General features: G+C 54.3%; 23 protein-coding genes. 8 read left to right on the forward strand and 15 right to left on the reverse strand.

Going from position 1 to position 24096, the window contains the following annotated elements:
• Nucleotides 1-241 precede the first annotated feature (241 nt).
• The gene (locus K3T83_RS39320; RefSeq protein ID WP_220208605.1) at nucleotides 242-691 is read right to left on the reverse strand and encodes a nitroreductase/quinone reductase family protein; all 450 of its coding nucleotides are present in this window, start codon (nucleotides 689-691) and stop codon (nucleotides 242-244) included.
• Between the two features lie 219 nt (nucleotides 692-910).
• Here K3T83_RS39320 and K3T83_RS39325 point away from each other — a divergent pair, with 219 nt between their 5' ends.
• Both K3T83_RS39325 and K3T83_RS39330 read left to right on the forward strand, forming a co-directional pair.
• On the forward strand, nucleotides 911-1510 hold the full coding sequence (locus K3T83_RS39325; RefSeq protein ID WP_220208606.1) for a TetR/AcrR family transcriptional regulator: 600 nt from the start codon (nucleotides 911-913) through the stop codon (nucleotides 1508-1510).
• A 106-nt stretch (nucleotides 1511-1616) separates the two neighbouring features.
• Nucleotides 1617-3167 (forward strand): hypothetical protein, encoded by a 1551-nt coding sequence (locus K3T83_RS39330; protein WP_220208607.1) that lies wholly within the window; start codon nucleotides 1617-1619, stop codon nucleotides 3165-3167.
• A 169-nt stretch (nucleotides 3168-3336) separates the two neighbouring features.
• Here the strand turns inward: K3T83_RS39330 and K3T83_RS39335 are convergent, their stop codons facing one another.
• Nucleotides 3337-4809 carry a DNA-3-methyladenine glycosylase 2 gene (locus tag K3T83_RS39335; RefSeq protein ID WP_236065166.1) on the reverse strand — a complete coding sequence of 491 codons (1473 nt, stop codon included), beginning with the start codon at nucleotides 4807-4809 and terminating at the stop codon, nucleotides 3337-3339.
• A 164-nt stretch (nucleotides 4810-4973) separates the two neighbouring features.
• Here K3T83_RS39335 and K3T83_RS39340 point away from each other — a divergent pair, with 164 nt between their 5' ends.
• The 3 genes from K3T83_RS39340 (at nucleotide 4974) to K3T83_RS39350 (ending at nucleotide 6864) form a co-directional block, all read left to right on the forward strand.
• Nucleotides 4974-5489, forward strand: coding sequence for a methylated-DNA--[protein]-cysteine S-methyltransferase (locus tag K3T83_RS39340; RefSeq protein ID WP_220208608.1), 516 nt, complete (start codon nucleotides 4974-4976; stop codon nucleotides 5487-5489).
• Nucleotides 5490-5502: 13 nt separating this feature from the next.
• Nucleotides 5503-5814: an Ada metal-binding domain-containing protein gene (locus tag K3T83_RS39345; RefSeq protein WP_236065167.1), complete on the forward strand. Its 312-nt coding sequence runs from the start codon at nucleotides 5503-5505 to the stop codon at nucleotides 5812-5814.
• Nucleotides 5815-6708: 894 nt separating this feature from the next.
• On the forward strand, nucleotides 6709-6864 hold the full coding sequence (locus K3T83_RS39350; protein WP_220208609.1) for a hypothetical protein: 156 nt from the start codon (nucleotides 6709-6711) through the stop codon (nucleotides 6862-6864).
• 64 nt (nucleotides 6865-6928) lie between these two features.
• On the opposite strand, the gene K3T83_RS39355 is transcribed toward K3T83_RS39350, so the two are convergent.
• Nucleotides 6929-7525, reverse strand: coding sequence for an HAD family hydrolase (locus K3T83_RS39355; protein ID WP_220208610.1), 597 nt, complete (start codon nucleotides 7523-7525; stop codon nucleotides 6929-6931).
• Nucleotides 7515-8177, reverse strand: a complete 663-nt coding sequence (locus K3T83_RS39360; protein ID WP_220208611.1) for a TetR/AcrR family transcriptional regulator — start codon at nucleotides 8175-8177, stop codon at nucleotides 7515-7517. Before K3T83_RS39360 ends, K3T83_RS39355 begins: the two co-directional genes overlap by 11 nt.
• 148 nt (nucleotides 8178-8325) lie before the next feature.
• On the opposite strand from K3T83_RS39360, the gene K3T83_RS39365 reads away from it, so the two are divergent.
• On the forward strand, nucleotides 8326-9540 hold the full coding sequence (locus K3T83_RS39365; RefSeq protein ID WP_220208612.1) for a cytochrome P450 family protein: 1215 nt from the start codon (nucleotides 8326-8328) through the stop codon (nucleotides 9538-9540).
• A gap of 95 nt (nucleotides 9541-9635) precedes the next feature.
• Here the strand turns inward: K3T83_RS39365 and K3T83_RS39370 are convergent, their stop codons facing one another.
• The 3 genes from K3T83_RS39370 to K3T83_RS39380 all read right to left on the reverse strand — a co-directional run bounded on the left by K3T83_RS39370 (nucleotide 9636) and on the right by K3T83_RS39380 (nucleotide 13367).
• Entirely contained in the window at nucleotides 9636-10757 is a 1122-nt protein-coding gene (locus tag K3T83_RS39370) for a trans-sulfuration enzyme family protein (protein ID WP_220208613.1), read from the reverse strand.
• Nucleotides 10758-11017: 260 nt separating this feature from the next.
• On the reverse strand, nucleotides 11018-12388 hold the full coding sequence (locus tag K3T83_RS39375) for an FAD-binding oxidoreductase (protein ID WP_220208614.1): 1371 nt from the start codon (nucleotides 12386-12388) through the stop codon (nucleotides 11018-11020).
• 121 nt (nucleotides 12389-12509) lie between these two features.
• The gene (locus tag K3T83_RS39380) at nucleotides 12510-13367 is read right to left on the reverse strand and encodes an AraC family transcriptional regulator (protein WP_220208615.1); all 858 of its coding nucleotides are present in this window, start codon (nucleotides 13365-13367) and stop codon (nucleotides 12510-12512) included.
• A 316-nt stretch (nucleotides 13368-13683) separates the two neighbouring features.
• On the opposite strand from K3T83_RS39380, the gene recD2 reads away from it, so the two are divergent.
• Complete coding sequence (gene recD2 / locus K3T83_RS39385; RefSeq protein ID WP_220208616.1) at nucleotides 13684-15906, forward strand: SF1B family DNA helicase RecD2; 2223 nt, start codon at nucleotides 13684-13686, stop codon at nucleotides 15904-15906.
• A 3-nt stretch (nucleotides 15907-15909) separates the two neighbouring features.
• Here the strand turns inward: recD2 and K3T83_RS56630 are convergent, their stop codons facing one another.
• From K3T83_RS56630 to K3T83_RS39405, 5 genes are all read right to left on the reverse strand, one after another.
• Nucleotides 15910-16182, reverse strand: a complete 273-nt coding sequence (locus tag K3T83_RS56630; RefSeq protein ID WP_236065168.1) for a TetR-like C-terminal domain-containing protein — start codon at nucleotides 16180-16182, stop codon at nucleotides 15910-15912.
• The gene (locus K3T83_RS39390) at nucleotides 16098-16517 is read right to left on the reverse strand and encodes a TetR/AcrR family transcriptional regulator (RefSeq protein WP_236065169.1); all 420 of its coding nucleotides are present in this window, start codon (nucleotides 16515-16517) and stop codon (nucleotides 16098-16100) included. Before K3T83_RS39390 ends, K3T83_RS56630 begins: the two co-directional genes overlap by 85 nt.
• Before the next feature lie 178 nt (nucleotides 16518-16695).
• A complete protein-coding gene (locus tag K3T83_RS39395; protein ID WP_220208617.1) occupies nucleotides 16696-17382 on the reverse strand; it encodes an O-methyltransferase in 687 nt (228 codons plus the stop codon).
• 305 nt (nucleotides 17383-17687) lie between these two features.
• Nucleotides 17688-18350: a GNAT family N-acetyltransferase gene (locus K3T83_RS39400; protein WP_220208618.1), complete on the reverse strand. Its 663-nt coding sequence runs from the start codon at nucleotides 18348-18350 to the stop codon at nucleotides 17688-17690.
• Nucleotides 18351-18585: 235 nt separating this feature from the next.
• On the reverse strand, nucleotides 18586-19368 hold the full coding sequence (locus K3T83_RS39405) for a hypothetical protein (RefSeq protein WP_220208619.1): 783 nt from the start codon (nucleotides 19366-19368) through the stop codon (nucleotides 18586-18588).
• Nucleotides 19369-19704: 336 nt separating this feature from the next.
• On the opposite strand from K3T83_RS39405, the gene K3T83_RS39410 reads away from it, so the two are divergent.
• On the forward strand, nucleotides 19705-21042 hold the full coding sequence (locus K3T83_RS39410; RefSeq protein WP_220208620.1) for an MFS transporter: 1338 nt from the start codon (nucleotides 19705-19707) through the stop codon (nucleotides 21040-21042).
• Nucleotides 21043-21111: 69 nt separating this feature from the next.
• On the opposite strand, the gene K3T83_RS39415 is transcribed toward K3T83_RS39410, so the two are convergent.
• From K3T83_RS39415 to K3T83_RS39425, 3 genes are all read right to left on the reverse strand, one after another.
• Nucleotides 21112-22062 carry an NADP-dependent oxidoreductase gene (locus K3T83_RS39415; RefSeq protein WP_220208621.1) on the reverse strand — a complete coding sequence of 317 codons (951 nt, stop codon included), beginning with the start codon at nucleotides 22060-22062 and terminating at the stop codon, nucleotides 21112-21114.
• 16 nt (nucleotides 22063-22078) lie between these two features.
• The gene (locus K3T83_RS39420) at nucleotides 22079-23050 is read right to left on the reverse strand and encodes an LLM class flavin-dependent oxidoreductase (protein WP_220208622.1); all 972 of its coding nucleotides are present in this window, start codon (nucleotides 23048-23050) and stop codon (nucleotides 22079-22081) included.
• A gap of 315 nt (nucleotides 23051-23365) precedes the next feature.
• The gene (locus tag K3T83_RS39425) at nucleotides 23366-23800 is read right to left on the reverse strand and encodes an RrF2 family transcriptional regulator (RefSeq protein ID WP_220208623.1); all 435 of its coding nucleotides are present in this window, start codon (nucleotides 23798-23800) and stop codon (nucleotides 23366-23368) included.
• Nucleotides 23801-24096 lie beyond the last annotated feature (296 nt).

Raw genomic sequence — 24096 nt, forward strand, 5'->3', positions numbered from 1 at the left:
TCCCTTTGCAGCAGCATTGTTTTTGCTCATAAACATGATATAGCACAGAATTACGCATCTCTGTGCTATATCATATAGAACGTTAGAGGAAGCAGAAAATCGTTTGGGATTCTCACTTCCCGCATTTCGTAGTGGAGCGATTTATCGCGTTGGGGCAGCCTGTAGTTCGGTTCCACCAACGCGATAAATCGCTCCACTACGAAGCGGGGGAGATGACCGGAGAAGCTGGTTGAGGGACTCTTTATGCTTCACTTTGGCGAATCAACTCGACCACTGGGATCAGGCGCGGATGTGCTTTCTGTTGATACTCAATGAAAACAGGGAAGATGACGGACATTTTCTGATAGAAAGTCTCCCGTTCCTCGCCCTCAAGGATCTTTGGCCGTACGGCCAGGGTCTCTGTTCCCAGTTCAACTGTCACCACCTCGGGATGTGCCAGCACATTGCGAAACCAGGCAGGATGCTTTTGACCTCCAGCATCAGAGGCAATGACGAACAAGCGGTTTTCATCGGCAAGATAGGCTACTGGGTTCACCCGTTCCAATCCACTTTGTGCGCCCCTGGTATGAAGCAGCAAAACCGGCACACCCTTAAAAGGTTCGCTTAATGGATACGTGCCTTTGATTTGCCCGTTATTCTCACGAAAATCTCTGATAATATCCTGATTCAAAGATTGATCTGTCTTTGGCATATATGTTCCTTCTTTTCCTTAACACAATTGACTAGAGAATCCTCTTGCCTGATCTGGCAAGCGTTGTTTACAATGATACTGGGGAAATGCCCGACAAACCATGTGCAAACGCGCCTTTTTGTCGGTTAGGGAACAAAGCAGCCTGACTGTCGGGAAAAAGTGCATTTCATCCAGGCTGGCATCGTGGTCAAAACAAGCAGGAACAGGAGTACTTTCTAAATGGCAACACCTTCGAAAAACGTTGATCGACGCGCCCAACGCACCCGTCAAGTCTTAGAGCAGGCTTTTCTTAACATTTTGCAAGAGAAAGGCTTAACCGCCATGAGTATTCAGGAGCTTACCGAGCGCGCCAACGTCCATCGAGGAACCTTTTACGCTCACTTTGCAGACAAATATGCGTTATTGGAGGCCATTATCCGTGAGGGATTCCGGGATGTGCTGACAGGCATGCTCCCGCCTCAGTCCCAATGGGAGCGAAAGACCTTGTACCTGCTCACCCAGACCACGTTAGACTATTTCAAGAACATGTATCGTACGTGTCCCCCATTGGATATCGTCGATCCTCTCATTGAACAGACCATCCGGGAGGAGCTGGCGACACACCTCGTCATCTGGTTGAAGCAGAACAGAAACACGCAAATGAGATGGCGGATACCAGTAGAGATGATGGCGCAGTTCATGAGTTGGACGATCCTCGGAGCAGCTATTCAGTGGAGCCAGGATACCATTGCAATGTCATCGGAACAAATGACCCACAATGTCGTGCTGATGCTTTTAGAAGGTGTGACACATCAGGCTTCCAACGCCTTGCCAGGGTAACACCTCTTCATACACCGTTTTCGCGAGGCGCAGGGGCTGTTGCGAGGTTGGCCTGGGACGCCTATGCTCGTCTCCTCTGAGCGTGGACTAAAGGAAGGTTCTAAAGATGCCAAAGCGACGTTTTCGCGAAACTCGCGCTACCAACGAGGACCCAAACGCCCGCGATACCTCTGATGAAGAGCGCTCTACCAATTTCCTGCCTCGATATGCACTCAGGCGGACCTACGAACTTCCCTCGCGTTTCGGGCAGGGAGACGGTCGGCCAGTGGAACGAACAAACCCATTCCGCCCTTCTGAACAACCCCGGACCTTCGATGTCATGCGCGCACATGCTCCCCAAAGAAGAGAAGGTGAACGGGGGGAGAGCAGTTCCTCTTTCCAAGAAAGAGATCCATCCCGCCCATTCTTTGTCGGACCCTCACGTGAGACCAGGCAGTCCCGCAGATCTTCTTCGCCTTCCTACCCAGAGTTGACGAGCAGAGCTGGCGAAGAAACAGGACCATCCTACATCCCTGAAAAGCCCCAGGCCTTCTATGTCGGACCCGCGAATAAGCGACCCCGCAGTTCTCCTGAGCCTCTCCAAAGAGAAGACGGCTGGTTGGTGAATCGGGGTATCCAGGAAACCGGCTTATTGCCCCCTGAACAGCACCCCGCGAATCCACTCAGGCGATCTCCCAGATTTCATGCGCTGTCTCTCCATCGAGAAAGCGATCCGAACGCTGGGAACGAAGAAAAAGACCCATTCCGCCCTATTTTTGTCAGGCCCGCGAACAGAGAGTCCGAGAGATTTCCTTCGCCTCTCCACCGAGGAGACGAGCAGCAGGAGAGTAGCTCTAGAGAGCAAGCAAATCCATTGCGCCCCTTCTTTGTCAGATCCATGCATGAGATCAGGCAGGAGAGCAGCTCCTCTATCCAGGAAACAGGTCCATTTCGCCTTGACAGATACAGAACTACCCTGGATCAACTCACTCATAAAGCAAGTGACCGGGGCACACATGTAGAAGTCGTGGGCAATGACATACTCTTCTCCAGGTTTCATCATTGCCAGGGAATCAATGATTTCAATGACAATCAGACGTGCTTCGCCGCAGCCAGTGAAATGTTCCTCCGCCAACAGAACATTAAAGTGAACATCAGAGGCATAACAAAATATCCCACTGAAAACGATCTGCTTCGTTATAGCTATCATCGTCTCGGCTATCATCCTGAAAATAATCGTGGTCTGCAACTCGAAATGATTGGTATCCTCTTACAGGACTTCGGTGTTCCAAGCCAGTGGGATTCCGGGCATACAATGAAAGATCTCGCTCAATGGATAGAAGAAGAAAAAAGCTGTCTCATTGGTGTATGCTCCAAAGATTGGCATCGTCCAGACACAGATCACGCTGCAAGACATATATTCTCCGTTACAGCTGTTGTTTATAACCTCTCACAGCGTTCTCAAAGCAAGACTATTGCAGGGTTCATTGTCGCTGACACAAGCAAAGAAGACTGGGGAAAGTTATTCAGAGATACTGAGCATCTCCAAAAGGCATGGGGAGGTGACGGAAGTCGAGCCATTGTCTCAACCTGGTCATACAGTAGCGGAGGCCAGGTGATTGAGCCAGGGAAAGGGTTGTGGCCGCTCGCCGTCTCCCGCCCGGTTGATGCTACATGATGATTTTTTACGAACAAACCCTGGAAGCTCATTCGTAGTGGAGCGATTTATCGCGTTGGGGCCGCTGCACAGGCACCACTGCCAACGCGATAAATCGCTCCACTACGAATGAGCTTACCGCTTTTGAAAGGAACTTTTCATCATATAAAGTGTAATATATTCCTTTTCATTAGCGAGGCGTTGGGACTGTTGCGAGGCTGGCCCAGAGGTGATGTGTTGCGTAGGCGCGCCAGGGACGCCACGCTTCGGCGCGTTTCTCGATACTTTTGCGGTCGGCAGGCACGCCGTGTCGCTCAAGGGCGCGTTGCAGGCCAAGATCGGTAAGCGGGAAGGCGTCCGGGTCGCCCAGTGCGCGCATCGCAATATATGATGCTGTCCAGGGACCGACGCCGGGCAATTGCAGCAAGCGGCCAATCGTCTGCTCTCGCTCTGCGCTGCGGTCAAGCTCCAATCCTTCCTCGGCAACGGCACGAGCAAGGGCTCTGAGCGCCACAATTCTGCTCTTCGTCAGGCCCAATCCCTGCAATTCAGACGATGCAACGGTCTGGGGAGCTGCAAAATAATGGGTAAGCGTACCCGATGGCTGCTCTAATGGCTCGCCAAGCGTGCTAACGATGCGTCCGGCCAGTGTGCGTGCGCCCGCTACAGAGATCTGTTGCCCCAGAATCGCACGCACCGCCAGCTCAAAGCCATCCACCGTGCCAGGGATGCGCAATCCTGGGCGCGCGGCCACCAGCGGAGCCAATAGCGAATCGGTTGCCAGCACATCGGTAACAGCTGCGGGGATCGCATCGAGGTCGAAGAAGTGGCGGCAGCGCTGGACAAGCATGCTCAGGTCGCTGAGATCGGACAATTGCAAATGTAGCAGGATGGCGTGCGTCTTCTCAGCTGGCTCCAACTCGATCACGCCACGCGAACGGGGCAGAACAACCGTACGCCGATAGCGCCGCTCAACGACCTCCTCGACGCCTGTAATAGCGCGCTTTTGCAGATATCCCAGCAGCGTATCGAAATCAAACGGCGGGCGATACTGCAAACGCAGCGTCAATTTGCCCTCGCTGCCCTGTCCCGAGAGCGTGCGGCGACGAAACGTTGACGGAGTACAGCCAAACGCGGCCTGCATTGTCTCGTTGAACTGGCGAATGCTGGCAAACCCTGCGGTAAAGGCGATGGTGGTAAGCGATAGATCGGTCTGATCGATCAGCAAACGGGCGGTTTGGGCGCGTCGAGTGCGTGCTAAGGCCAGTGGACCGACTCCAACCTCTGCCACCAGTTCGCGGTGCAGATGTCGCTCGCTAACAGCCAATCGGTTAGCCAGTCCCGCCACACCATTAGTATCCACCACGCCATCGGCAATCATACGCAGCGCACGCGCCACCAGATCGGCCCGGAGATTCCACTCGGGCGACCCTGGACTCGCCTCAGGGTGACAGCGGCGACAGGCGCGAAATCCGGCCGCCTCTGCGGCTGCCGCGCACGAGTAGAAACGGACATGATGTGCATGTGGCGTTGGTGCCGGGCAGATTGGCCGACAATAGATGCCGGTTGTTGTAACTGCTGTGAAAATGCGCCCATCGAAGCGGGGATCGCGGCTACAGATGGCGCGATAGTACAGGTCAAAATCGGTCGAGATCGTTTCCATGCCCCTATCATACACGTCCGGCGAGCGAATCGCTAGCGAATTTCGGACATGATCGTCGGATCGCCGCCATTGGATTGGCCGCCACCAGCAATGAAGATGTCCGAAAAGCGCCAGCCAGCGGGAACGAGTGGTGATACGATCATGGTGTATGAAAGGAGATGGCGATGAAAGAATTACAGTTCGACGCGTTCGACTCGCCTATCGGAACGGTGCTGCTCGCGACAGATGGGGAGCGGCTCTGTGCGCTCGATTTTGGTGATTGTGAGCAGCGTATGATGAAGCTGTTGCAGCGACACTACGGCTCTGTGGATCTTGTGCCAACCAGCAATCCAGCGGGTTTCAGTGATCGTGTGCGCGCCTATTTTGCCGGAGATTATCACAGCCTGGACGCTATTCCGGTCAGCACTGGCGGCACAGACTTTCAGCAACGAGTCTGGAAGGAGCTGAGATCGATCCGCCCTGGCACGACCACAACCTACAGAGATCTGGCGATACGCTTAGGGAAGCCGACCGCCTGCCGTGCTGTTGGGGCGGCTAACGCGCTCAATCCTGTTGGTATTGTATTGCCCTGCCATCGAGTCATTGGCACCGACGCCTCGCTCACCGGCTATGCGGGGGGATTGGAGCGCAAACGATGGTTATTGCAGCATGAACGTGCTATACTTGATCTTCGAGCATAGAGGACGCGATATTATGAAGCTCTACACATTGATCGGCCCGGATGGGAAGCCATACCAGAGCGAGACAAAAGGACAGTTTGGGGGTCACAGGAGAAACAGGGGCTACGGTCGTCTCGATTGTCGCAGCGCCCTGGCCTACATAGCGAAAGGTCAGTACGTCAGGCATCGCGTCTTTTTCGCAGACGAGGCCACCGCCATAGCGGCTGGCTACCGCCCCTGCGCCGTCTGCATGAGCGAACACTACAAAATATGGAAGCAAGCCTCGACGCAGACCACCACCCGTAAAGAGGCGCTGGCCCACTATCGAGAGCTGCTGGGCCTCTAGGGGAGGGAGACAATTAATGCATCCATGAACTCCTCTGGGGTCGAATCGGATATGGCAAGGGCGATGGCTGGTCCTCGCCCGGCTTCACACACCGCGATGGCGGCACGGAGGGCGAGGACCAGCCATCGCCCTTGCCATATCCGGGGTGATAGAGGGTGCGAAGTTGAGCGAGCTTCTGCGCCTCAAGAGCGGTCCAGTAGCGGCAATGAAATTGCTGCCCTTTTCCAGATGTCCACCTTACGACGCCACTCCGCTATATCATTCCTACCAGTTGCAAGAATCTCTCAAAATGAGCTTCGTCCCTGGGTAGAGCAACATTCGCACTGCTTGCAATCGTGGTGGGTGTGCCGCCAGAAAGATTGCCTACCACGATTGACTGGTTCTCGTTGTGATTGAAATCGGTCTGGAGCAGCGCGTAGGATTGGTCGTTATGGGCGATTTGTGGTGCCCATTCCCAATAACCAGTATCTCGACACCCAGGATCGTTGGCACTCGTAAAGCGTGTCAGGCCACGGAACTGGCATTTGTTGAGAATGGGTTTCTAGAAGCCTCCATGTCCATGAGACGGGTCATAAGCACTTTTTGGGAGTCGGGATGGATCGTTGTGCGAGCGGGATGGCAGATCGCTGAGAGGATCTTCCCATGTATTGACCTCAGCAGCGTTTCGTTTGAACACCTCAGAGAGACAATAAATCGGCACAGCGAGAACTCCTGCAAGAAACAAGCCTATGATACTGCCTACAATCCCTCCTAAAAAAAAAGCCGATCAGTATTCCTAGAGCAAGAATGAAGAGACAAATGCGAGCAACGTTTGACATGATCTGTTGTCCTTTCGCTAGTGAGAGCAGCTTTTCATTGAATACCCCTCGTTCTATAAACGCAGAAGAGAACAGAATGTGGAATATCGCCAATCTACTCATTTGCAAAAAGGTGTGGGGCACCTGGAGTAATACGCTGGCCGTCGTGGCCCAGGATCAACGGCTCACTCTCCACATCAACCGGCAAGTAATTACCTGTTTTTATCGAGCCTCAATCCGCATAACGCTCTAAGGTACTACGTTCTGTATCTTTGATGGACGCAAGTACACAGTGTATCGCGGCGAGAGCGCCTGCTTCACTTAATGAACCGCTCCATCTTTTCTGTGAAATCCGCGAAGTCGTGGTACACTTCGGCCTGCAAACCGGCGCTGCGGGCGGTCTCAACCTTGCCCGCAGTGTCGTCCCAGAAGAGGATCTCATTTGCGTGGATATCTTGTAACGCTTGCAAAACCGATTGGAAAAAGCGTGTGTCGTGTTTGATGTAGCCGATATGGGCAGAGGAGAACATACCGTCAAAAGCGTTGGCAAAACCCATGTGTTCGAGCAGGTAGGCGGTACGATATTTCTCCTGATCGGTTGCGATGTAACAGCGCAATCCATGCTCTCGCAAGCGCTGTACCTCCAACATCAGCGGCTCATTGATGCTGTGCTCACTGCGAAACCAGTAGTCCAGGAAATCATCGACGCTCCCTCGCCAGCCCCATTCGTGAAGCAGGGGTGCCAACTCTTCTTTGAGATCGGCGTTCCCCACGAGACATTCGCGGAAACGGCCCTGAAAGAAAGGACGCACGATCTGCTGTGTAATATCGTAATCACGCTCCAGGCAATGACTGAACGGCCCTCCATTGGCGAGGACGCCATCGACATCAAATAGCACAACTTTAATCGCCAATCATTTCCTCCCTATTGCATTGACCATCTGATCGTGGAATATCGATCCCGCAGGCGTGGGCGTATCCATACAGTCCGTAGCTCAGGAACCAGCTTGCCATCTGCTTTGGTGTATAGCTCTTTTCGCTCTCCAACCACCATGTAATAGCCCCGAGCAAAGTATGTGCAAGCAGCACAACCGGGAGTTCAGGAGGCATTCCTGCATTTTCTAGCTTGTCAGAGCCGAAAAGTCGATCATGATACAGCTTTCGCTCTAATATCACCGTTACCGCATAATCGCGCACTCTATCGGCAAACCACGAGCTACCATTCTTTCCCAGCAACGCTCGATAAAGATCAGCATGTTCGGCAAAATGTGTAAATAACTGCACCCAGATATCCGCCGGATTTTCAGGATCTTGCACGTGAAATTTTTTCTGCTGGGGTTTCATATTATTGATTAGCTCGTTTACCATCTCCTCAAAAATCTTCGCCACCAGATCATATTTGTCTTCATAGTGACGATAAAATGTGGCTCGGTTGACCATAGCGCGGTCGGCAATATCGCCAACCGTGATGGCATCGAAGCCACGTTCCGCAATCAGCGCGATCATAGCCTCCTGGAGCAATTTATGTGTGCGACGAATGCGTAAATCTGTTTGTCCGTGCGTCATTTTTCCCTCTTTGTCGCATAAGTAACATATCGCAAGTTTTGATGCTTGATCGTGTCTTGATCTCTGGTTACACTGTTATTGTAACAGGCTACAACCTTTGCAACAAGTTATTGCTTCATCGGTGAAAATCAGAAAGGTTACATACAATATGTCTCACTATACATGGAACGATTTTACCTCGCCAACATTTAAAGAGAACCCGTTTCCCGCCTGGGAGGATCTGCGCACAACGGAACCGCTGTATCGTTTCCCCGTCACGGAAGGGCAGTACGCCTGGATGGTGACGCGCTACGAGGATGCACAGGCAATCCTGAAAGATCAGCGCTTCATCAAAAACCGGATGACGCTGCTCTCAGAAGAGGAGAAAGCTCAGATAGACAGGTCTTCGCCAACGCTGAAATTGTTGAGTTACAATATGCTGGCGGCAGATGCACCTGATCATTCTCGTTTGCGTCGTCTGGTCTCTAAAACTTTTACGCCTCGCATGATCGAAGGGTTGCGAAATCGCATTCAGCAAATTACCAATGATCTGCTCGATCAGGCACAGGAGCGCGGAGAGATGAACCTCATCAATGATTTTGCCTTTCCGCTGCCTGTAACCGTCATTTGCGAGATGCTGGGCATTCCGGCAGAGGATCGTCAGCAGTTTCGTAAGTGGAGCAACGCCATTCTCGATCAATCTGGCCCCTTTGATGCTGATCGCCAGGCTCCGCCCGAGGTCGAGGAATTTACGAACTACGTACGTCAGTTGATAGCCACGAAGAGCGAACATCCTGACGATGGTCTGGTGAGCCAGCTGGTGCGAGTTGAAGAAGATGGCGACCGGCTCTCAGAGAACGAGCTGATCTCGATGATCTTCCTGCTGATCGTGGCGGGGCATGAAACGACGGTCAATCTGATCGCGAGTGGCATGCTGGCGCTTTTGCAGCACCCGGATCAGTTGCGTCTGTTACAGGATAACCCATCGCTGATCGTCCCGGCCATTGAAGAGTTGCTGCGCTATACGGCACCGGTTATCATCGGCACGGGCCGCTGGGCGAGCGAGGATATCGAGTTGCACGACACTCTTATTCCAAAGGGCGATATGGTGCTGGTCTCGCTGATGGGCGCGAATACTGATCCCGCGCACTTTGCGGCACCGGCAGATCTCGATATTACGCGCGAAGAGAACGAGCATATCGCCTTCGGTAAGGGTATTCATTTTTGTCTGGGCGCGCCTCTCGCCCGGCTGGAAGGACAGGTCGCCATCAGCACGCTGCTTCGTCGTTTACCTGATCTGCATTTGCAAGGTGATGCACAAGAACTCAAATGGCGACCGGGCCTGATCCTGCGCGGCTTGCAGGAATTGCCGGTCGCTTTTTAACCCATCTCCCGTCGTAGTCGAGCGATTTATCGCGGGGAGAAGCTAGTACGTGATTCCCGCGATAAATCGCTCGACTACGATAGGGATGCTCGTCCTCACCGTGCGGCAGAGCGTATCGCCGAGTCGAGATCCGCCCACAGATCGTCGGCGTCCTCGATCCCAACGCTCAGTCGGAGGAGCGAAGGGGGAAGGTGTCCCTGTCCTGGGATTGCAGCTCGTCGTTCCATCGTTGATTCCACTGCTCCCAGGCTGGTGGCATGGCGGATGAGCCTGACGTTTCGGCAGACATTATCAGCAACCTCAGCCCCTCCAAGCAGATCGAACGAAATGATGGTTCCGAAGCCCTTGAGCACGCGCCTGGCTGTCGCATGCGTTAGATGTGAGGGCAAGCCCGGATAGCGGACACGAGTGACTAGCGGGTGCCTCTCAAGCTGCTGTGCAAGCATCATGGCTGTTTGCTGTGCCTGCTGTAACCGAAGCGCGAGAGTTCTCGCACCCCGGACGGCAAGGAAAGCTTCGAGCGTTCCTGGTGTCGCACCAGTAAGCTCACGGGACTTCCTCAAAGCATGCCAGAGGGCATCGTCCTTGGTCGTGGCGACCCCTGCTAATAGGTCGGAGTGGCCACCAATGAACTTGGTTGCTGATTGCAGAGACACCGTCGCACCCAGGTCAAGCGGCTGTTGATTCAAAGGTGTGGCGAAAGTGTTGTCCACTGCAACAATTGCACCTGGCTTGCGTGGTGCAGCGCAAACAGCCTCCAGATCCGCGACAGTGAGCAGTGGGTTCGAAGGGGATTCAAGCCAAATGAGGTCAGCGACCCCGCAGGAACGAATCCAGCCAGCTGTATCATCCACCGCCACGCGTTGCACTGACCAACGCTGTCTTTCGGCACCTGCTGTTGCTAAGCCTGCAACTCCTTGATAGCAATCATCAGGGAGTACCACAATGGCACCAGCCGCTAGCTGATCAAACACTGAGGCAATGGCGGCCATACCAGATGCAAACGCCACAGCTTTTCCAGACTCAAGCCCGCCGACGACTTCTTCGAGTGCCTCCCAGGTCGGAGTACCATCATCACGAGAGTATTCACGCCCCCCGCCGATGATGAAGTTCGATGCGGGGATCAGCGGGACGTTCAGCGGAGCGCCGGGTTCGGAAGCGCGGCCTGCTGAGACGAGCCACGATTGCGGTTTGATTCCAGGTGGGTGCCTCTCCATTGTTTCTCATGCCTCCAGACAAGAAGACTTCTACACCCTTACTGTACTCGCCCTGACTCCGTTTGGCAAGTCCTCTGTGAACCTGGGTGGGCTTTTTCCTTTAATGCGCTTGTATTGCCCGTTTCCCGTCATCTCCTTGCTAAACTCTAGCATATTGGGACGTTCACCGAGGAGATCGGGTTAGCAAAATCTTGACACCTCCTGTTGTACAGCTTGGTGCGGAAGATGGCGGAGAATCGTCTCATGTCGGTATTTATCCTCTACAACATGATATGTCCGATTGTCGAATGGAACACATCCTCTGGATCATATATCCGCTTGAGCGCAAGCAAACGCTCATAGTTGGCCCCAAAGGTGAGCGGAACACGCTCCTGCTCTCCCTCATCCAACATATTAATGTATCCCCCCTTGAGCGCATACGGTGCAAGTGCATCTGAACTTGCCTGCGCCCACTGCCTATGCCTCTGGTCCGCTTCTGGCGACTGTGGCTCCCAGCCTGCAACGATTTCGACCATCAGATGATCCTGACGTGGCGCAAAGGCGGCCGCAGATGCGGATACGCGACTGGCAGCCCCATGAAAGTGATGAATCGAGATTGCAGAAAATGGGGAGGAAAACCGCTGTACGGACTCGACGAGTACCTCAATCGTCTCGGCACGCAAACCATCCAGGGACCGGGTTTGGCTGAAGTAGTGACGGCCTTGAGGGAACATGGCATCTGCACTGTGAACGAGCGCATCGTAGGCGATCGGCTGGATCTGATCGGCCAGCGGTTTGCCAAAGGCACGCAGCGGTGCGAGCACTCGTTCTCCTGCTTCCAGAGAACCACAATAGGTGGGGGAGAGAAACAGAACAGGCATGCCGCCTGGCATCTGGATGACTCCCAGTTGAATCGTCAGTTCATCGGGGGCCGTCGTGATAAACTCGTTATAAAAGTGGAATACCGCTCTGGCTTGATCCAGAGGATAGAGCAGCAAGCCAGCTAATACCGTGGTGACGGGATGGAGGCGATACTCCAGAGAAACAACGACACCGAAATTGCCCCCACCACCACGCAGTCCCCAAAAGAGGTCCGCATGCTCTGTGGCGCTTGCCGAAATGTACTGCCCATCGGCTGTCACCACTTGCGCCGACAGCAAGTTATCGGTAGTCAATCCATACGCCCCCATCAGAGGACCATACCCTCCGCCCAGAGTGAGTCCAGCCATCCCAACGCCGGAGATGGCACCGGTAGTCGTCGCAAGCCCGTACTCTTGTGATGCGTCGATGAGATCGCCTATGGTTGCTCCGCCCTGAATGCGAGCCGTATGTGTCTGCGGATCAATGGTGACCTCTCTCATCGGAGAACAATCGATCACGATGCCGTGTTCGCGCAAAGCTCGTCCTGCAAAATCGTGTCCACCTCCACGGACAGAGAGTGGGAATCCATACGAACGGACCCAGCGAAGAGCGTGAATGACATCCTGCGTATTGGCACAGCGAACGAAGGCAGCCGGGCGGGTTGTGACGCCTCCATTCCAGATCTGGCGCACCTGTTCGTAGGTTTCATCTTCGGGGATGATGATCTGACCAGTCAGGAGTGCCGCAAGGTCTTTGAAAAAAGCATGATCAGAGTTCTGAAGAATTGTCATTTCTTTCCTTTTGCTCAGTCTTTTGACTTTCAAAGGTGATGTGATGCCAGTCTCCCAGGTAGAGAACACTAGCACGCTGCATTGACGTGCTTCCAGTCTACCCGAGCTTCTTGCAGAGCGACTAGTACAATCTTGCGGTTTTGCGGTAGATTCCTGGGGTCATCAAGTAGCGCCGCTTAAAATGCCTGGTAAAATGAGTTTGATCAAAAAAGCCGGTTTCATGGGCCACATAGCTCACGTCGAAGCCTTGCGCCAGCAACGTTTTGGCACGCGCCAGGCGCAGTTGCATCTGATAGGCATGGGGAGGCAAACCAACAGCCTGGCGGAAGATCCGCGAGAGGTGAAAGGGACTCAGGTGAGTCTCTTTAGCCAGCTCTTGCAGCGCAATCTCCTCAGTGTAGTGCGCTTGCAGGTACTCTTTTGTACATCTGACGGCCGGGTGTTCCCTGCCCAGTTGAGGCAATGCTTCCGCGTTTTCGGCATGGGAAAGCAGCAACGGAGCAAACAGGTGCAACAGCATCTCCTCCTGTTGCAGACGAGAAACAGGAGCCAGCGATCCTCTTGCCAGGTCGCGCATAGCCCGGCTCAAAGACGGATCAAAGAAGGGGTGGCTGGGGAAATGGGGCAAGGACTGCTCCCTGTGGAACAGCTCGGTGGCGAGCCGTTGCAGCCAGGCCGGATCAATAAAGAGGCCATGGAAGGTGCAATCTTTGGAATGGCAGGTCCAGCTTTCTCCAGGCTCGATCACCAGAAGCGTCCCATCACCATCCTGATGATTGACACGAGTGTTTCGATACTGGTGGTGGGCTGCACCTGACTGCATGCAGATAAGCAGATACTCCTGAGTAAAACGCTGGCAAGAGGGGATAGAGACGGCACCGGCTTGGAAGAGTTCGAGCGGCTTGAGCCGCCAGGGTCGCCACGCCGTGATGCTGCCCTTGTGCACCTCACGCCCTTCTCTCGCTTCAAGCGGTCTCATCGACGCGTTGCTCCCTTCCCAGGTTTCTGGACAGGTATACTCATACTCAGCTCCTTCTTGCCAATAAAAAGAGGGTATGCCTTTGCGAACAGCGTCATTATAGAAGGAAAGGCGACATGCTGCTATGAAGTGTCTCACAGTTGTGGGAGAAGGCACTCCACGGAGACCCTCGCCTTCCCTCTACGATCCATCGCTCATTCCAAATAGCCGAGTATGCAAAGGCTACGAAGGCCATCTCTTGAGATGGTTTTGGTCTCGCATGCTAGATGTGCTATAATAAAACAATATGAACTAGCTTGCATAGAGGAATAGATCGTTGACACGTTCATCATCTGATACTTCTGCTGCTGGCACCCCACCATTGGAGACGGTGCAAGGGATTGTAGAGCGAGTGACATTCCACGCTGAAGATTCCGGGTACACGGTGGCACGTCTCAAGGCTGCCGGCATGCGGGATCTGGTCACTATCGTTGGGCGCTTCCCCGATATTCATGCTGGTCAAACGTTGCGCCTGCAAGGGTACTGGCGCGATCATCCCAAATACGGTCAACAGTTGCAGGTCGTGCGCTCCCAGGAGACCAAACCCGCCACGCTCACTGGTCTGGAAAAATATCTGGGCAGCGGCATGATTAAGGGCATCGGACCCGTGACGGCAAAACGCATCGTGGCCTGCTTTGGCCTGGAGACGCTCGACATCATCGAGCAGCAGAGCCAGCGCTTGCAGGAAGTACCCGGCATCGGTCCGGCACGCGTCGCAATCATAGCCCGGGCGTGGGAGGCTCAGAAAGCAATAAAAGAGGTCATGCTCTTTTTACAGGGGCATGGCGTCTCGACAACATACGCGGTCAAGATCTACAAACACTATGGCGACAAGGCAATTGAGGTCGTCTCGGAGAACCCCTATCAGCTTGCCACCGATATTTATGGCATCGGCTTTATCACCGCCGACACCATCGCCCGCAACCTCGGCATCGCCCCCGATTCCGATTTTCGCTACACTGCCGGGCTGCTCCATCTCCTGAGCCAAGCGTCGGAGGATGGACATTGCTTTTTGCCACGCACGGAGTTGATCGAGCGAGCGGTACAACAGCTCTCCCTGCCTGAATATCCAGTCGATCCCGAGCGCATCAACGGTCTGCTCAACAAGATGGCGGAGGCGCAACAACTGGTGATCGAGCCGGTTGACGATGGGCAAGAGAACTGCTATGCACCCGCCTTTTACCATACCGAAGTCGCGCTTGCCCGCCGCCTGACCAACCTTGCCCGGCATCCCGTCGAGATCGATGCGGCACGTGTGCAGCGCTGGATCGATGGCTATACGCAGAAAAAGGGGATCGTGCTTTCTGACGAGCAGCGCAAGGCGGTGGAGCAGGCGGCCTCTTCGCGCTTGCTGATTCTTACGGGTGGTCCGGGCTGTGGCAAGACCTTTACGACCCGTACGATTGTTGCGCTCTGGAAGGCGATGGGCAAATCGATCATGCTGGCCGCACCGACTGGACGAGCAGCGCAACGATTGGCAGAGATGACCGGGCACGAGGCCCGCACGATTCACCGCCTGCTCGCCTTCGATCCAAGTACCATGCAGTTTCGTTACCGCGAAGACAACCCACTAGAGGCCGAGGCGCTGGTGATCGACGAGACCTCGATGCTTGATCTCTTTCTCGCTCACTCCCTCTTTAAAGCGATCCCGCCAGATGCTCAGGTCTTGCTCGTCGGCGACGTGGACCAGTTGCCCAGTGTCGGACCCGGCATGGTCCTGCGCGACATTATCGAGAGCGAGCAGGTTCCCGTCGCCCACCTCACCGAGGTTTTTCGACAGGCGGCGACCAGCCATATCGTGACCAACGCTCACCGCATCAATCGCGGCCAGTTTCCGCAATTGACCCCGACAACTAAGTTTAACGCGTCCGATTGTCTCTGGCTTGAAGCGCCCGAACCGGCGTTGGGAGCGGAGGGCATTCGCCATCTGGTTTGCGAGTTTCTGCCCACACGCGGCATTGATCCGGTTCAGCAGGTACAGGTGCTTTGTCCCACCACGCGTGGCGAGGCTGGAACGCGCGCCCTCAATACGTTATTGCAGCAAGCGCTCAATCCTCCGCGATCCGACAAAGTGGAGCTACAGCGCGGAGGCGGGGTTATGCGAGTCGGTGATCGGGTTATTCAGCAGGTCAACGACTACCAGCGCGAGGTCTTCAATGGCGATCTGGGAACAATTGTGACCATCGATCTGGAGGAACAGGAGGTCACGGTTCGTTTCGCCGAGCGCACTGTCACATATGACTACGCCGATCTTTCGGAACTGGCGCTGGCCTGGGCGATCACTATTCATAAGGCGCAGGGCAGCGAGTATCCGGTGGTGCTACTCCCCATCTTCACTCAGCACTATATTCTGCTCTCGCGCAACCTGCTCTATACAGGCCTGACGCGTGCCAAGAAGCGAGCGATTCTGGTTGGGCCAACAAAGGCCATCGGTATGGCTATCTCACGCGTCATGGATAACGAACGCTACACAGCCCTCGCCGCTCGTCTGCGCGCCTGAGAGCTAGTGCCACGTATGAGCATCTTTGAGGATCGCGAAGATCATATGATATACGCGTGTCGCGATCTGCTCTGGCGTGTACGGCCTGCCCTGCTCCAGCCACCAGCGAATCGCATCGACAACCAGCCCGGCGATCAGGTCCGTGAGAAAACTGCGCTGCATGCTGCTGAAGTTTTTATCGGCGTATGCTATCAGCGCACGTTCGTTGAGTTTTTCGGCGATTGATGTGCGCATCTTCGCCACAAACCATGAACTGCCCTTTTTCCCCAGGAGCATGCAATAGAAGCGCTCATTTTCCTCGATATGCTCAAAGAAACTGACCCAGCGCGGCGGCGTTGGTGAGTGCTGCGGATCGTAGCGCGTGATGAGATCGTGCGGGGAGAGCCGAGATTGCGGGTTAAGGTCTGCATCTCCTCCTCAAATATCTGCTCGATCAGATCGTATTTATCCTGATAATAGCGGTAAAACGCGGCCCGGCTCACCATCGCGCGAGCGGCAATCTCGCCAACGGTGAGGGCATCGAATCCACGCTCTTCTATTAAGGCCATCAAAGCATCACGCAGGAGCTTACGAGTCCGCCTCGCACGCAGATCGCCAGAGTTTTGAGACATGCTTTGCTCCTGCTATAAAAACTCATTCCCCAACCTGTAACGTTCCCCCATGTCGTACGGGAAGGGTCTTCTCCTGGGTGCGCATCCCGTCTATGGCAGGGGCGATGGCTTGTCCTCGCCCGGCTCCACTCCCCCACGATAAATCGCGCGACTACGACACGGGGATCACCAGATTCACTTATTCTTCCAGTACAACGGAAATCGAGTATCCATCGATACCATTATTCATATCGTCGTGGGAGAGCGCGACGCTGACGAGGCGGGGATGCTCTAGAATTATGCGCGTGTAGGCGGCAACCCCGGCTGCGCTCTCGTTGGGTGGCGGTGTCTGAAATGCCTGTCCTCCGCGCACGATATTATCGGCGATGATGAGCGATCCCGCCCGGCTCAGGCGCAGCGCCCAATCGAGATATTGCGGATTGTGTACCTTATCGGCGTCGATAAAGATCAAGTCGAAAGGGGCTTCGGCAACGAGCGCTGGCAATAGATCGAGGGCCGCGCCGATACGAATCTCGACGCGGTCACTGATACCAGCTTCGGCAAAAGTCGTTCGGGCCGTCTCTGCATAATCAGGCTGGGCCTCCAGCGTAATCAGTTTGCCACCGGAGGTGAGGCCACGTGCCAGCCAGACGCCGGAATAGCCGGTCATTGTGCCGATTTCTAGAATTTTGCGTGCTCCACAGGTCAGGGCAAGCACCTGGAACAGCTTGCCCTGTAAGGGCGTAATCTGCCCGCTGTGATGATATTGCTCCTGCGTTCGCGTAATGTTGTTGCGCAACGCCTCGTCTTCTGGTGCAAAACGACTCTCCAATTCACGCATGATAGCAGCGCGTGCTTGCTCATCACCGGGTAATGCTAAACTCATGAATCCTCTCTTTAATGACATAAGACAAACGCTTGCACGTCGTAATTATTGGGGCATCCGGTAAATATGCCGGGAAGAGAGGAGTCCTCCCACACCCGTAGCGACAAGGGGTGTGTGGTGGGGTCGCGGGGGCCTTGCGCTTGTCGCTCTCGCCACCAGAGCCAGGGAGGGCGACAAGCGCAAGGCCCCCGCCAAGACCCTCCAACCGCCCCTTGTCGCTACGGGAAACCCAACATGCTTTGTTCCCTTACCATTCCCCCTTCAATTGCCCGGATGCCCCAATTATAAAAATCACATGTATTGTATCACGAGATTGTGGCGATGCGTGCGAAGGGACGGTAGCCAGCTGCTTTTGCCAGATGGAGGGAGGCGGTATTGGTGGCCAGCGCGCTATACAGCGGGACCAGCCCCTCGCGCCTGACCAGATCAGCCCAGACCAGCGTTGCGGCCAGCGCGAATCCCCGGCGACGAGCCTCTACATGCGTCTCAATGCCAAGCTCACAGGCTTCTGTGGTGCGACGAGAGCTATGGGCCAGACAGAGCAAGCGTCCCTCGTGAAGAGCGCCAACGAACGGCTCCTGCTCTGGCTGAAAATCGTCGTCGGGCGCGTCGGGATAAAACAGATGGAGCAGCGGATGCTCAGAGGGAAGGAGAGGGCGCGCGATGCGTTGGGCCGCCTCCAACGTGATGTGCGGCGTTGCGGTCTGGACCAGCGCCACTTCGCGGTGTACGCCGGGCTGAGGCACATGCTGTGAAGTGAGCGCCTCGTCGATCTGTAGGCGCAGGATTTCACGTTCGGGCAGGGCAATATCGGGCCGCCAGATGGAGACGCGCTCCCCGGCCACTTCCGTCACCAGCAGCTTCCAGGGCGGTTGCACGCCGTCGCGCGCTAGCTCAAGATCATGGGTGAACCGAACATACCAGACGGCCTCGACGTGTAAGCGTAATAATGCAAGAGGTGAGAACATAACAATCCTTTCTGAAATAGAGGTGTCCCGTGAAAAAAGCCAGAAAAACTCCTGGAATACGTGATTTTTTCCATCAAAGACCTCCAATCAGATGAATTGTTAGAGCAATACACTGCTCTGTTTATCATACATGGTTCCTTATCAGATAGCAAGCCTATCCTGTCAGGCTTCAGAACGCGACAAGGAAGGACCGGCAGCACCCTGGAAATCTTCCCGTATCTTGAGATACCAGGTGCTATTGCTCCAGCGTTGAACGTTCTAAAGCTTCAGCAAGTAGCCTCTCTTCTTCTGCCTGTAGGAACGCTTGTGTGGTTTGCCACTCTTCTTCTGCCCGTCGGCTCGCTTCCATGATTGCCCTTCCAGAAGTTGCCGGGTTCGGTTTCCATGCTCCTGGCTCAATCTCCGGCCCCATTCCCCAATAATGTCCACGACGGTCCAGATAGATATTGATCGGTTCTTTTCCTTCTCTAACTACCTGATGGTCATCACCTTCTATGCCATGACTATAATGTATAATAAGACCTCTATTTTCCCCGATATATTTGGACATCTTGTCCAGGATTGCCTCTCCAAGTGTACTGAGATCTAGCGGTTTGCCAGGCATCACAGCTTCAGGTGGCAATTTGGAATCTTTTATCAAGTCCGATCTCACTTTTTTCGTTGTCTCTACTCCCTTCTGAATGGACAGATCAGGCTTGTCCGATATCAGGATAGCATGAATGCCACAATTGCTTCGTTCGTTTGTAGTGGCAAGAAGCTTTCGGTTATGAAATTCCTCGGGAACATATTCTGCTACTTCCCCTTCCCTTCTTATTAATTTTGCCTCTTTTTCTTTACTTCTACCAAAACCTTCTCGAAGGCCACCTGTACGACTTGACTCAGCTCTATATTGACCCAGTCCAGGGTCGTGCATTGGCATCCACTTTTCTTCCTTCTGTCCTCCTTTTTTGCCTTTATCGCCTTCTTTGGAGGGATCAGATTCCCTTGGAGTAAAGTGCTCTTTAAAGAATTTTTTCACGCTTCCATCCTTTTAAACGCTTAAAATGTTTTCTACGTAACTGATAAGATAGCAATTATATCATAGGGTCACAGCGATACATTGTAGAAGGGATCGAGGGACGATATAAAGGATGAGCTTTAAGAGACATGGAAGTTGAGATAAGCGTAGAAAATGGGGGTAGGAAATTATCGCCAAAAAAAGATATAATGGTAATGCAGCCATATACGTACTTTCAAGTAATAGCAAGTGGGGTGATTGGCGGCTGTATAGGATGTGTCGTTTCTGTAGCCGTTCCTCGTAATAGTGTCATTCCAATTGTACACTGCTGTACTGGTTATGAGAGGAAATTCACTGATGAGTGTATTTACTCTGCTAGGATCGCTCAACCGCGATCAGCGCAACACCTTTCTTGCCAGCTTCCTGGGCTGGACGCTGGACGCCTTCGACTTCTTCCTCGTCTCCTTTGTCACGTTGCGGATCGCGGGCGAATTCAAGGTGGCTCTTTCCGCCGTTGTCTTTACCACAGCATTAACGTTGATGCTCCGTCCCGTAGGCGCTCTCATTTTCGGTATTCTTGCAGACCGTTTTGGTCGCCGCATTCCACTGATGGTCGATATCATCTGCTATTCGATCATTGAACTATTGACGGCCTTTTCGCCTAATTATGTCGTCTTTTTAATCCTACGTGTATTGTTCGGTATTGCAATGGGTGGCGAATGGGGACTGGGTTCCTCGCTGGCGATGGAAGCGCTGCCTGCCCGTGCGCGTGGCCTCTTCTCCGGCATTCTTCAGCAGGGTTATGCCTGTGGTTATCTCTTAGGCGCAATCGTGTATTATCTGGTCTTCACCATCTTTCCGTCTGTTGGCTGGCGCGCTATGTTTATCGTCGGCGTGCTGCCCGCGCTCCTGGTCGTCTTTATCCGTACAAAGGTGCCAGAATCGCCGGTCTGGACGCAACGCCAGGAGACGCTGCGCGCTCAACAAGGTAGCGCGTGGTCGGGGATGGTCGAGGCCATCAAGAACCACTGGGTGCTCTTTATCTATGTGATCCTGTTGATGACAGCATTTAACAGCCTGTCACACGGTACACAGGATAACCTACCAAACTTCCTGCAAGCACAATTGAAGCTGGGCGTTGCTTCAACCTCGACCATTACGGTCATCTCGAATATTGGTGCCATCATTGGCGGCACGTTGTTTGGCTACTACTCGCAGCAGTGGGGACGCCGACGCGCGATCATCATCGCCTGCGTGCTGGGCCTGATCATGATACCGCTCTGGGTCGGCTTTATCAGGATTCCGGGCCTCAATCTGCTGGCTTCAATCGCAACTGGTGCCTTCTTGCTGCAATTTATGGTTCAGGGAGCCTGGGGCGTGATCCCGGCCCATCTTAACGAACTCTCGCCCACCGACGTACGCGGCACCTTCCCCGGGTTTGCATACCAACTCGGCAATCTGTTTGCTGCACAGATCGTCTTCTTAGAGGCGGTAATGGCAGAAAACTTTGGCACGAAGGGGACGCCCGATTTCGCAATCGCGCTGGCGATCTTCTCGCTGGGCGCGTTCATTGCAGTCATCATCTTCACCGCCATTGGTCGCGAGGCCCGACATGTCGAGTTTATCGCCAGCGGTGAGCAAGAGCCAGTGCTCGAAGGCTCATCATCTTCGACGCTGGGTGATGCCATCTCTTAGGCCGTTTCTTCTCCGATTCCGATGAGATACAAGGGAGAGGAGCATGCGCTTCTCTCCCTTGTTTGTGCTTCAAATGGCAAGCACAATCTTTCCCCGCACATGGCCGGCTGCGCTACGCTCATGTGCCCTCGCAGCCTCTGCCAGTGGCACAACTGTATCGATGGCGACCCTCACCTGACCAGCATCGATCAGTTTGCCAATCTCCACAAGTTGTGCGCCGCTGGAACGTACCTGCATAACAGGGCCAATCGTCGTCACTATCGAGACGCCAGCCTGTGCCACTCGCTCAGGGGAAAACTGGTTTGCGGAGATCGGTATCAACGTGCCGCCCGGCTTGAGGACGGAAAGCAGGGGATCACCATTCATGCCACCAGCGGTATCAACCACAAGGTCAACGTCGTGAACCGCGCCTTCTGGCGAAGTGCTTGTGTAGTCGATAAACTGATCCACTCCTAACTCGTGCAAAAAGGCCGCATGCCGTCCCGAAGCTACTCCGATGACTCGCGCCCCCTTGCTTTTCGCCAGTTGGACCGCGAAATGACCAACTCCACCAGCTGCCCCGGTAATCAGGACCGTCTGACCTGCCTCCATTCTGCCATGCACAAACAGTCCTTGCCAGGCCGTCAGCGCCGCCATCGGAACCGCCGCCGCCTGAATATGATCGATGCTCGTCGGCTTGAGGGCGAGGTCCGCAACTGGTCCGGTGGTATATTCTGCATATGTGCCAGCTGAGGGCGAGGGGAAGCGCAGCAGACCATACACAGCGTCGCCCTGTTGAAATGCAGTCACATCCGGTCCTACCTCCTCAATGATGCCAGAGACATCCCACCCTGGAATAAAAGGGAGAGGAACCTCTCGTACGCGCCTCGTCAGCCCCGATACGGCCTTCCACTCAGCTGGATTCACTCCCGCCGCCTGCACACGAATGAGCACCTCACCAACTCCTGCTGTGGGACGTGGTACGTCCTGATACGTCAACACCTCCGGGCCTCCGAACGTGTGGACCTGTATAGCTTTCATTTTGATCTCCTTCTCATCAAAGCGAACCAACAAGGTGTAGCAGACGTTGGCGCTCCTGCACTTCGTCTACAATAGGAATGAGTTGCAGTTGAATTTCATCCAGGCCGCTTGCCAGCAATTCCAGCACACGACGGCGCACGCTCGCTTCGTCGCCATAGATCACCAGCGAACGTGCCAGCGCGTTGATCGACGCCTCATCACCGTTCGCCGCGCCCGCAAAACCAGCCCGGGCAAACATATGCGCATATACACCCACACGACCGTACATTTGCACTCGGCTGCGAGCTGCTGCCAGCACCGCCGCTTCATCGGTGCTCAGCGCAACCAGCACATGCGCGACGAGCGGTGGCGTGGTGCGATTGCTGGCCTCGGCTCCAGCACGTATGGCAGGGAGCGCGACCTGCAAGAGATACGGAATTGGAGACATCCAGGGAAGTATACCATCAGCGATCTCTCCCGCGAGCCGGAACGACTTTGGGCCGAGCGCCGAGATGAGCAGTGGAACCTGAGCAACATGCGGCATAGGGAGCGCTATATTGAAGAATTGGCCCTGATAGCTTGTGTTGCCCCCCCATAAGATGCTGCGCAGCGCCTGTACATAGTCTTTGAGATAGGACAGAGGCGAGGTGATCGCCAGACCATACCAGTCCTCTATAGCGATGCGGCCACCGGGACCGATTCCCAGGCGCAGACGTCCCGGAGCCACATCTTGCAACGCCAGGGCTTGCCGTGCCATTATCAGCGGATGGCGCGGATAGGTAGAAACAATCGCGGTGCCAAGCCTGATGCGCTCAGTCTGCGCTGCGGCGATGGCAAAGAGCGTCAACGTATCGGCGTGATACGCGTCTCCCATCCAGATCTGTTGCACACCAGCTTGCTCGGCTTCGCGTATGCGCGCAAGGGCTTCCTCAGTTGTGGTGGGGGAGAGCGTCACTCCTACACGATCACGAATCGACCGCTCTACTGAAATATCCTGTTTTTGCTGCATAAGCTTTTATATACCTCTTTTTCACAATAAAAGATATCGGGATGATCCCCTCAGGCAACCTATCGCGTTCTTTTACTGCAATCTATATAAGTGCAGTATAATGGTAAACTGTGATAATGTCAAGCACAGTTTTTAATGATTGGCGCATTCGGCAAACAGAGCGGTCAACGTTACCCGGATATGGCAGGGACGATGGCTTGTCCTCGCCCGGCTCCCCAAGGGTCAAGGGCGAGGACAAGCCATCGTCCCTGCCATATCCGATCCGACCTCCGAGGATTTTATGGATGCGCCAATTGTACAAGTTAGGTGTAATCTTTAATTCATATTGAGAGGGTTGGGGGTCTTTTCCATCAGCGAGGCGATTGTATAGCGCTCTAAGAGGGCGAGGAAGGAGTGCTCAATCTCGCAGGTAATCTCACTGAATGCTTGCTGAACCCGAGCATTGCTGCTGATATCTCTGCTGGCGCTTCCCTCCACCTGGCACACGCCTCTGGTCGCGCGGTAGACATCGGCCAGCGTGATGCTCTCGGGAGGTCGGGCGAGCCGGTAGCCGCCATCTCTACCCTCGCGGGCCTCCACGATCTGCGCCTGGACAAGCGAGACCATCACACGCCGCAAAAAGGTGGCGTGTGCTTTGAGTTCCTGGGCGATGGTGGCGCTTTTGCAGAGTCCATCGGTTTCGGCAAGCAGCACCAGCGATTGTACCGCAATGCGAAACCAGCCGGTGTTGGCGAGCAGATGAGAATCCATAGGTTATTCCTCCGTCCTAATTGTAATCAAAATAAGTGCAGTTTGCAAGCGGACAGTGCTGCCTCGTGTTGTGTCACATATTTTACATGTAGATAGATGGTCAGTGTTTGTAGAGTCATCAACAAGTGAAATACAATCAAAAAAGTCCTATAGGATAGATGATACAATGAGAGGACAGGAAGAACCCATGAAACCATCTCGCGAAACTCTTTTGATTGTACTTAGTGGCCCTCTTAGGGCAATATCAAATCATGCAGAAAGGAATAATGCTTTCTCTGTACTAATGGCGGCCCGAC

This window comes from Reticulibacter mediterranei, assembly GCF_016587455.1.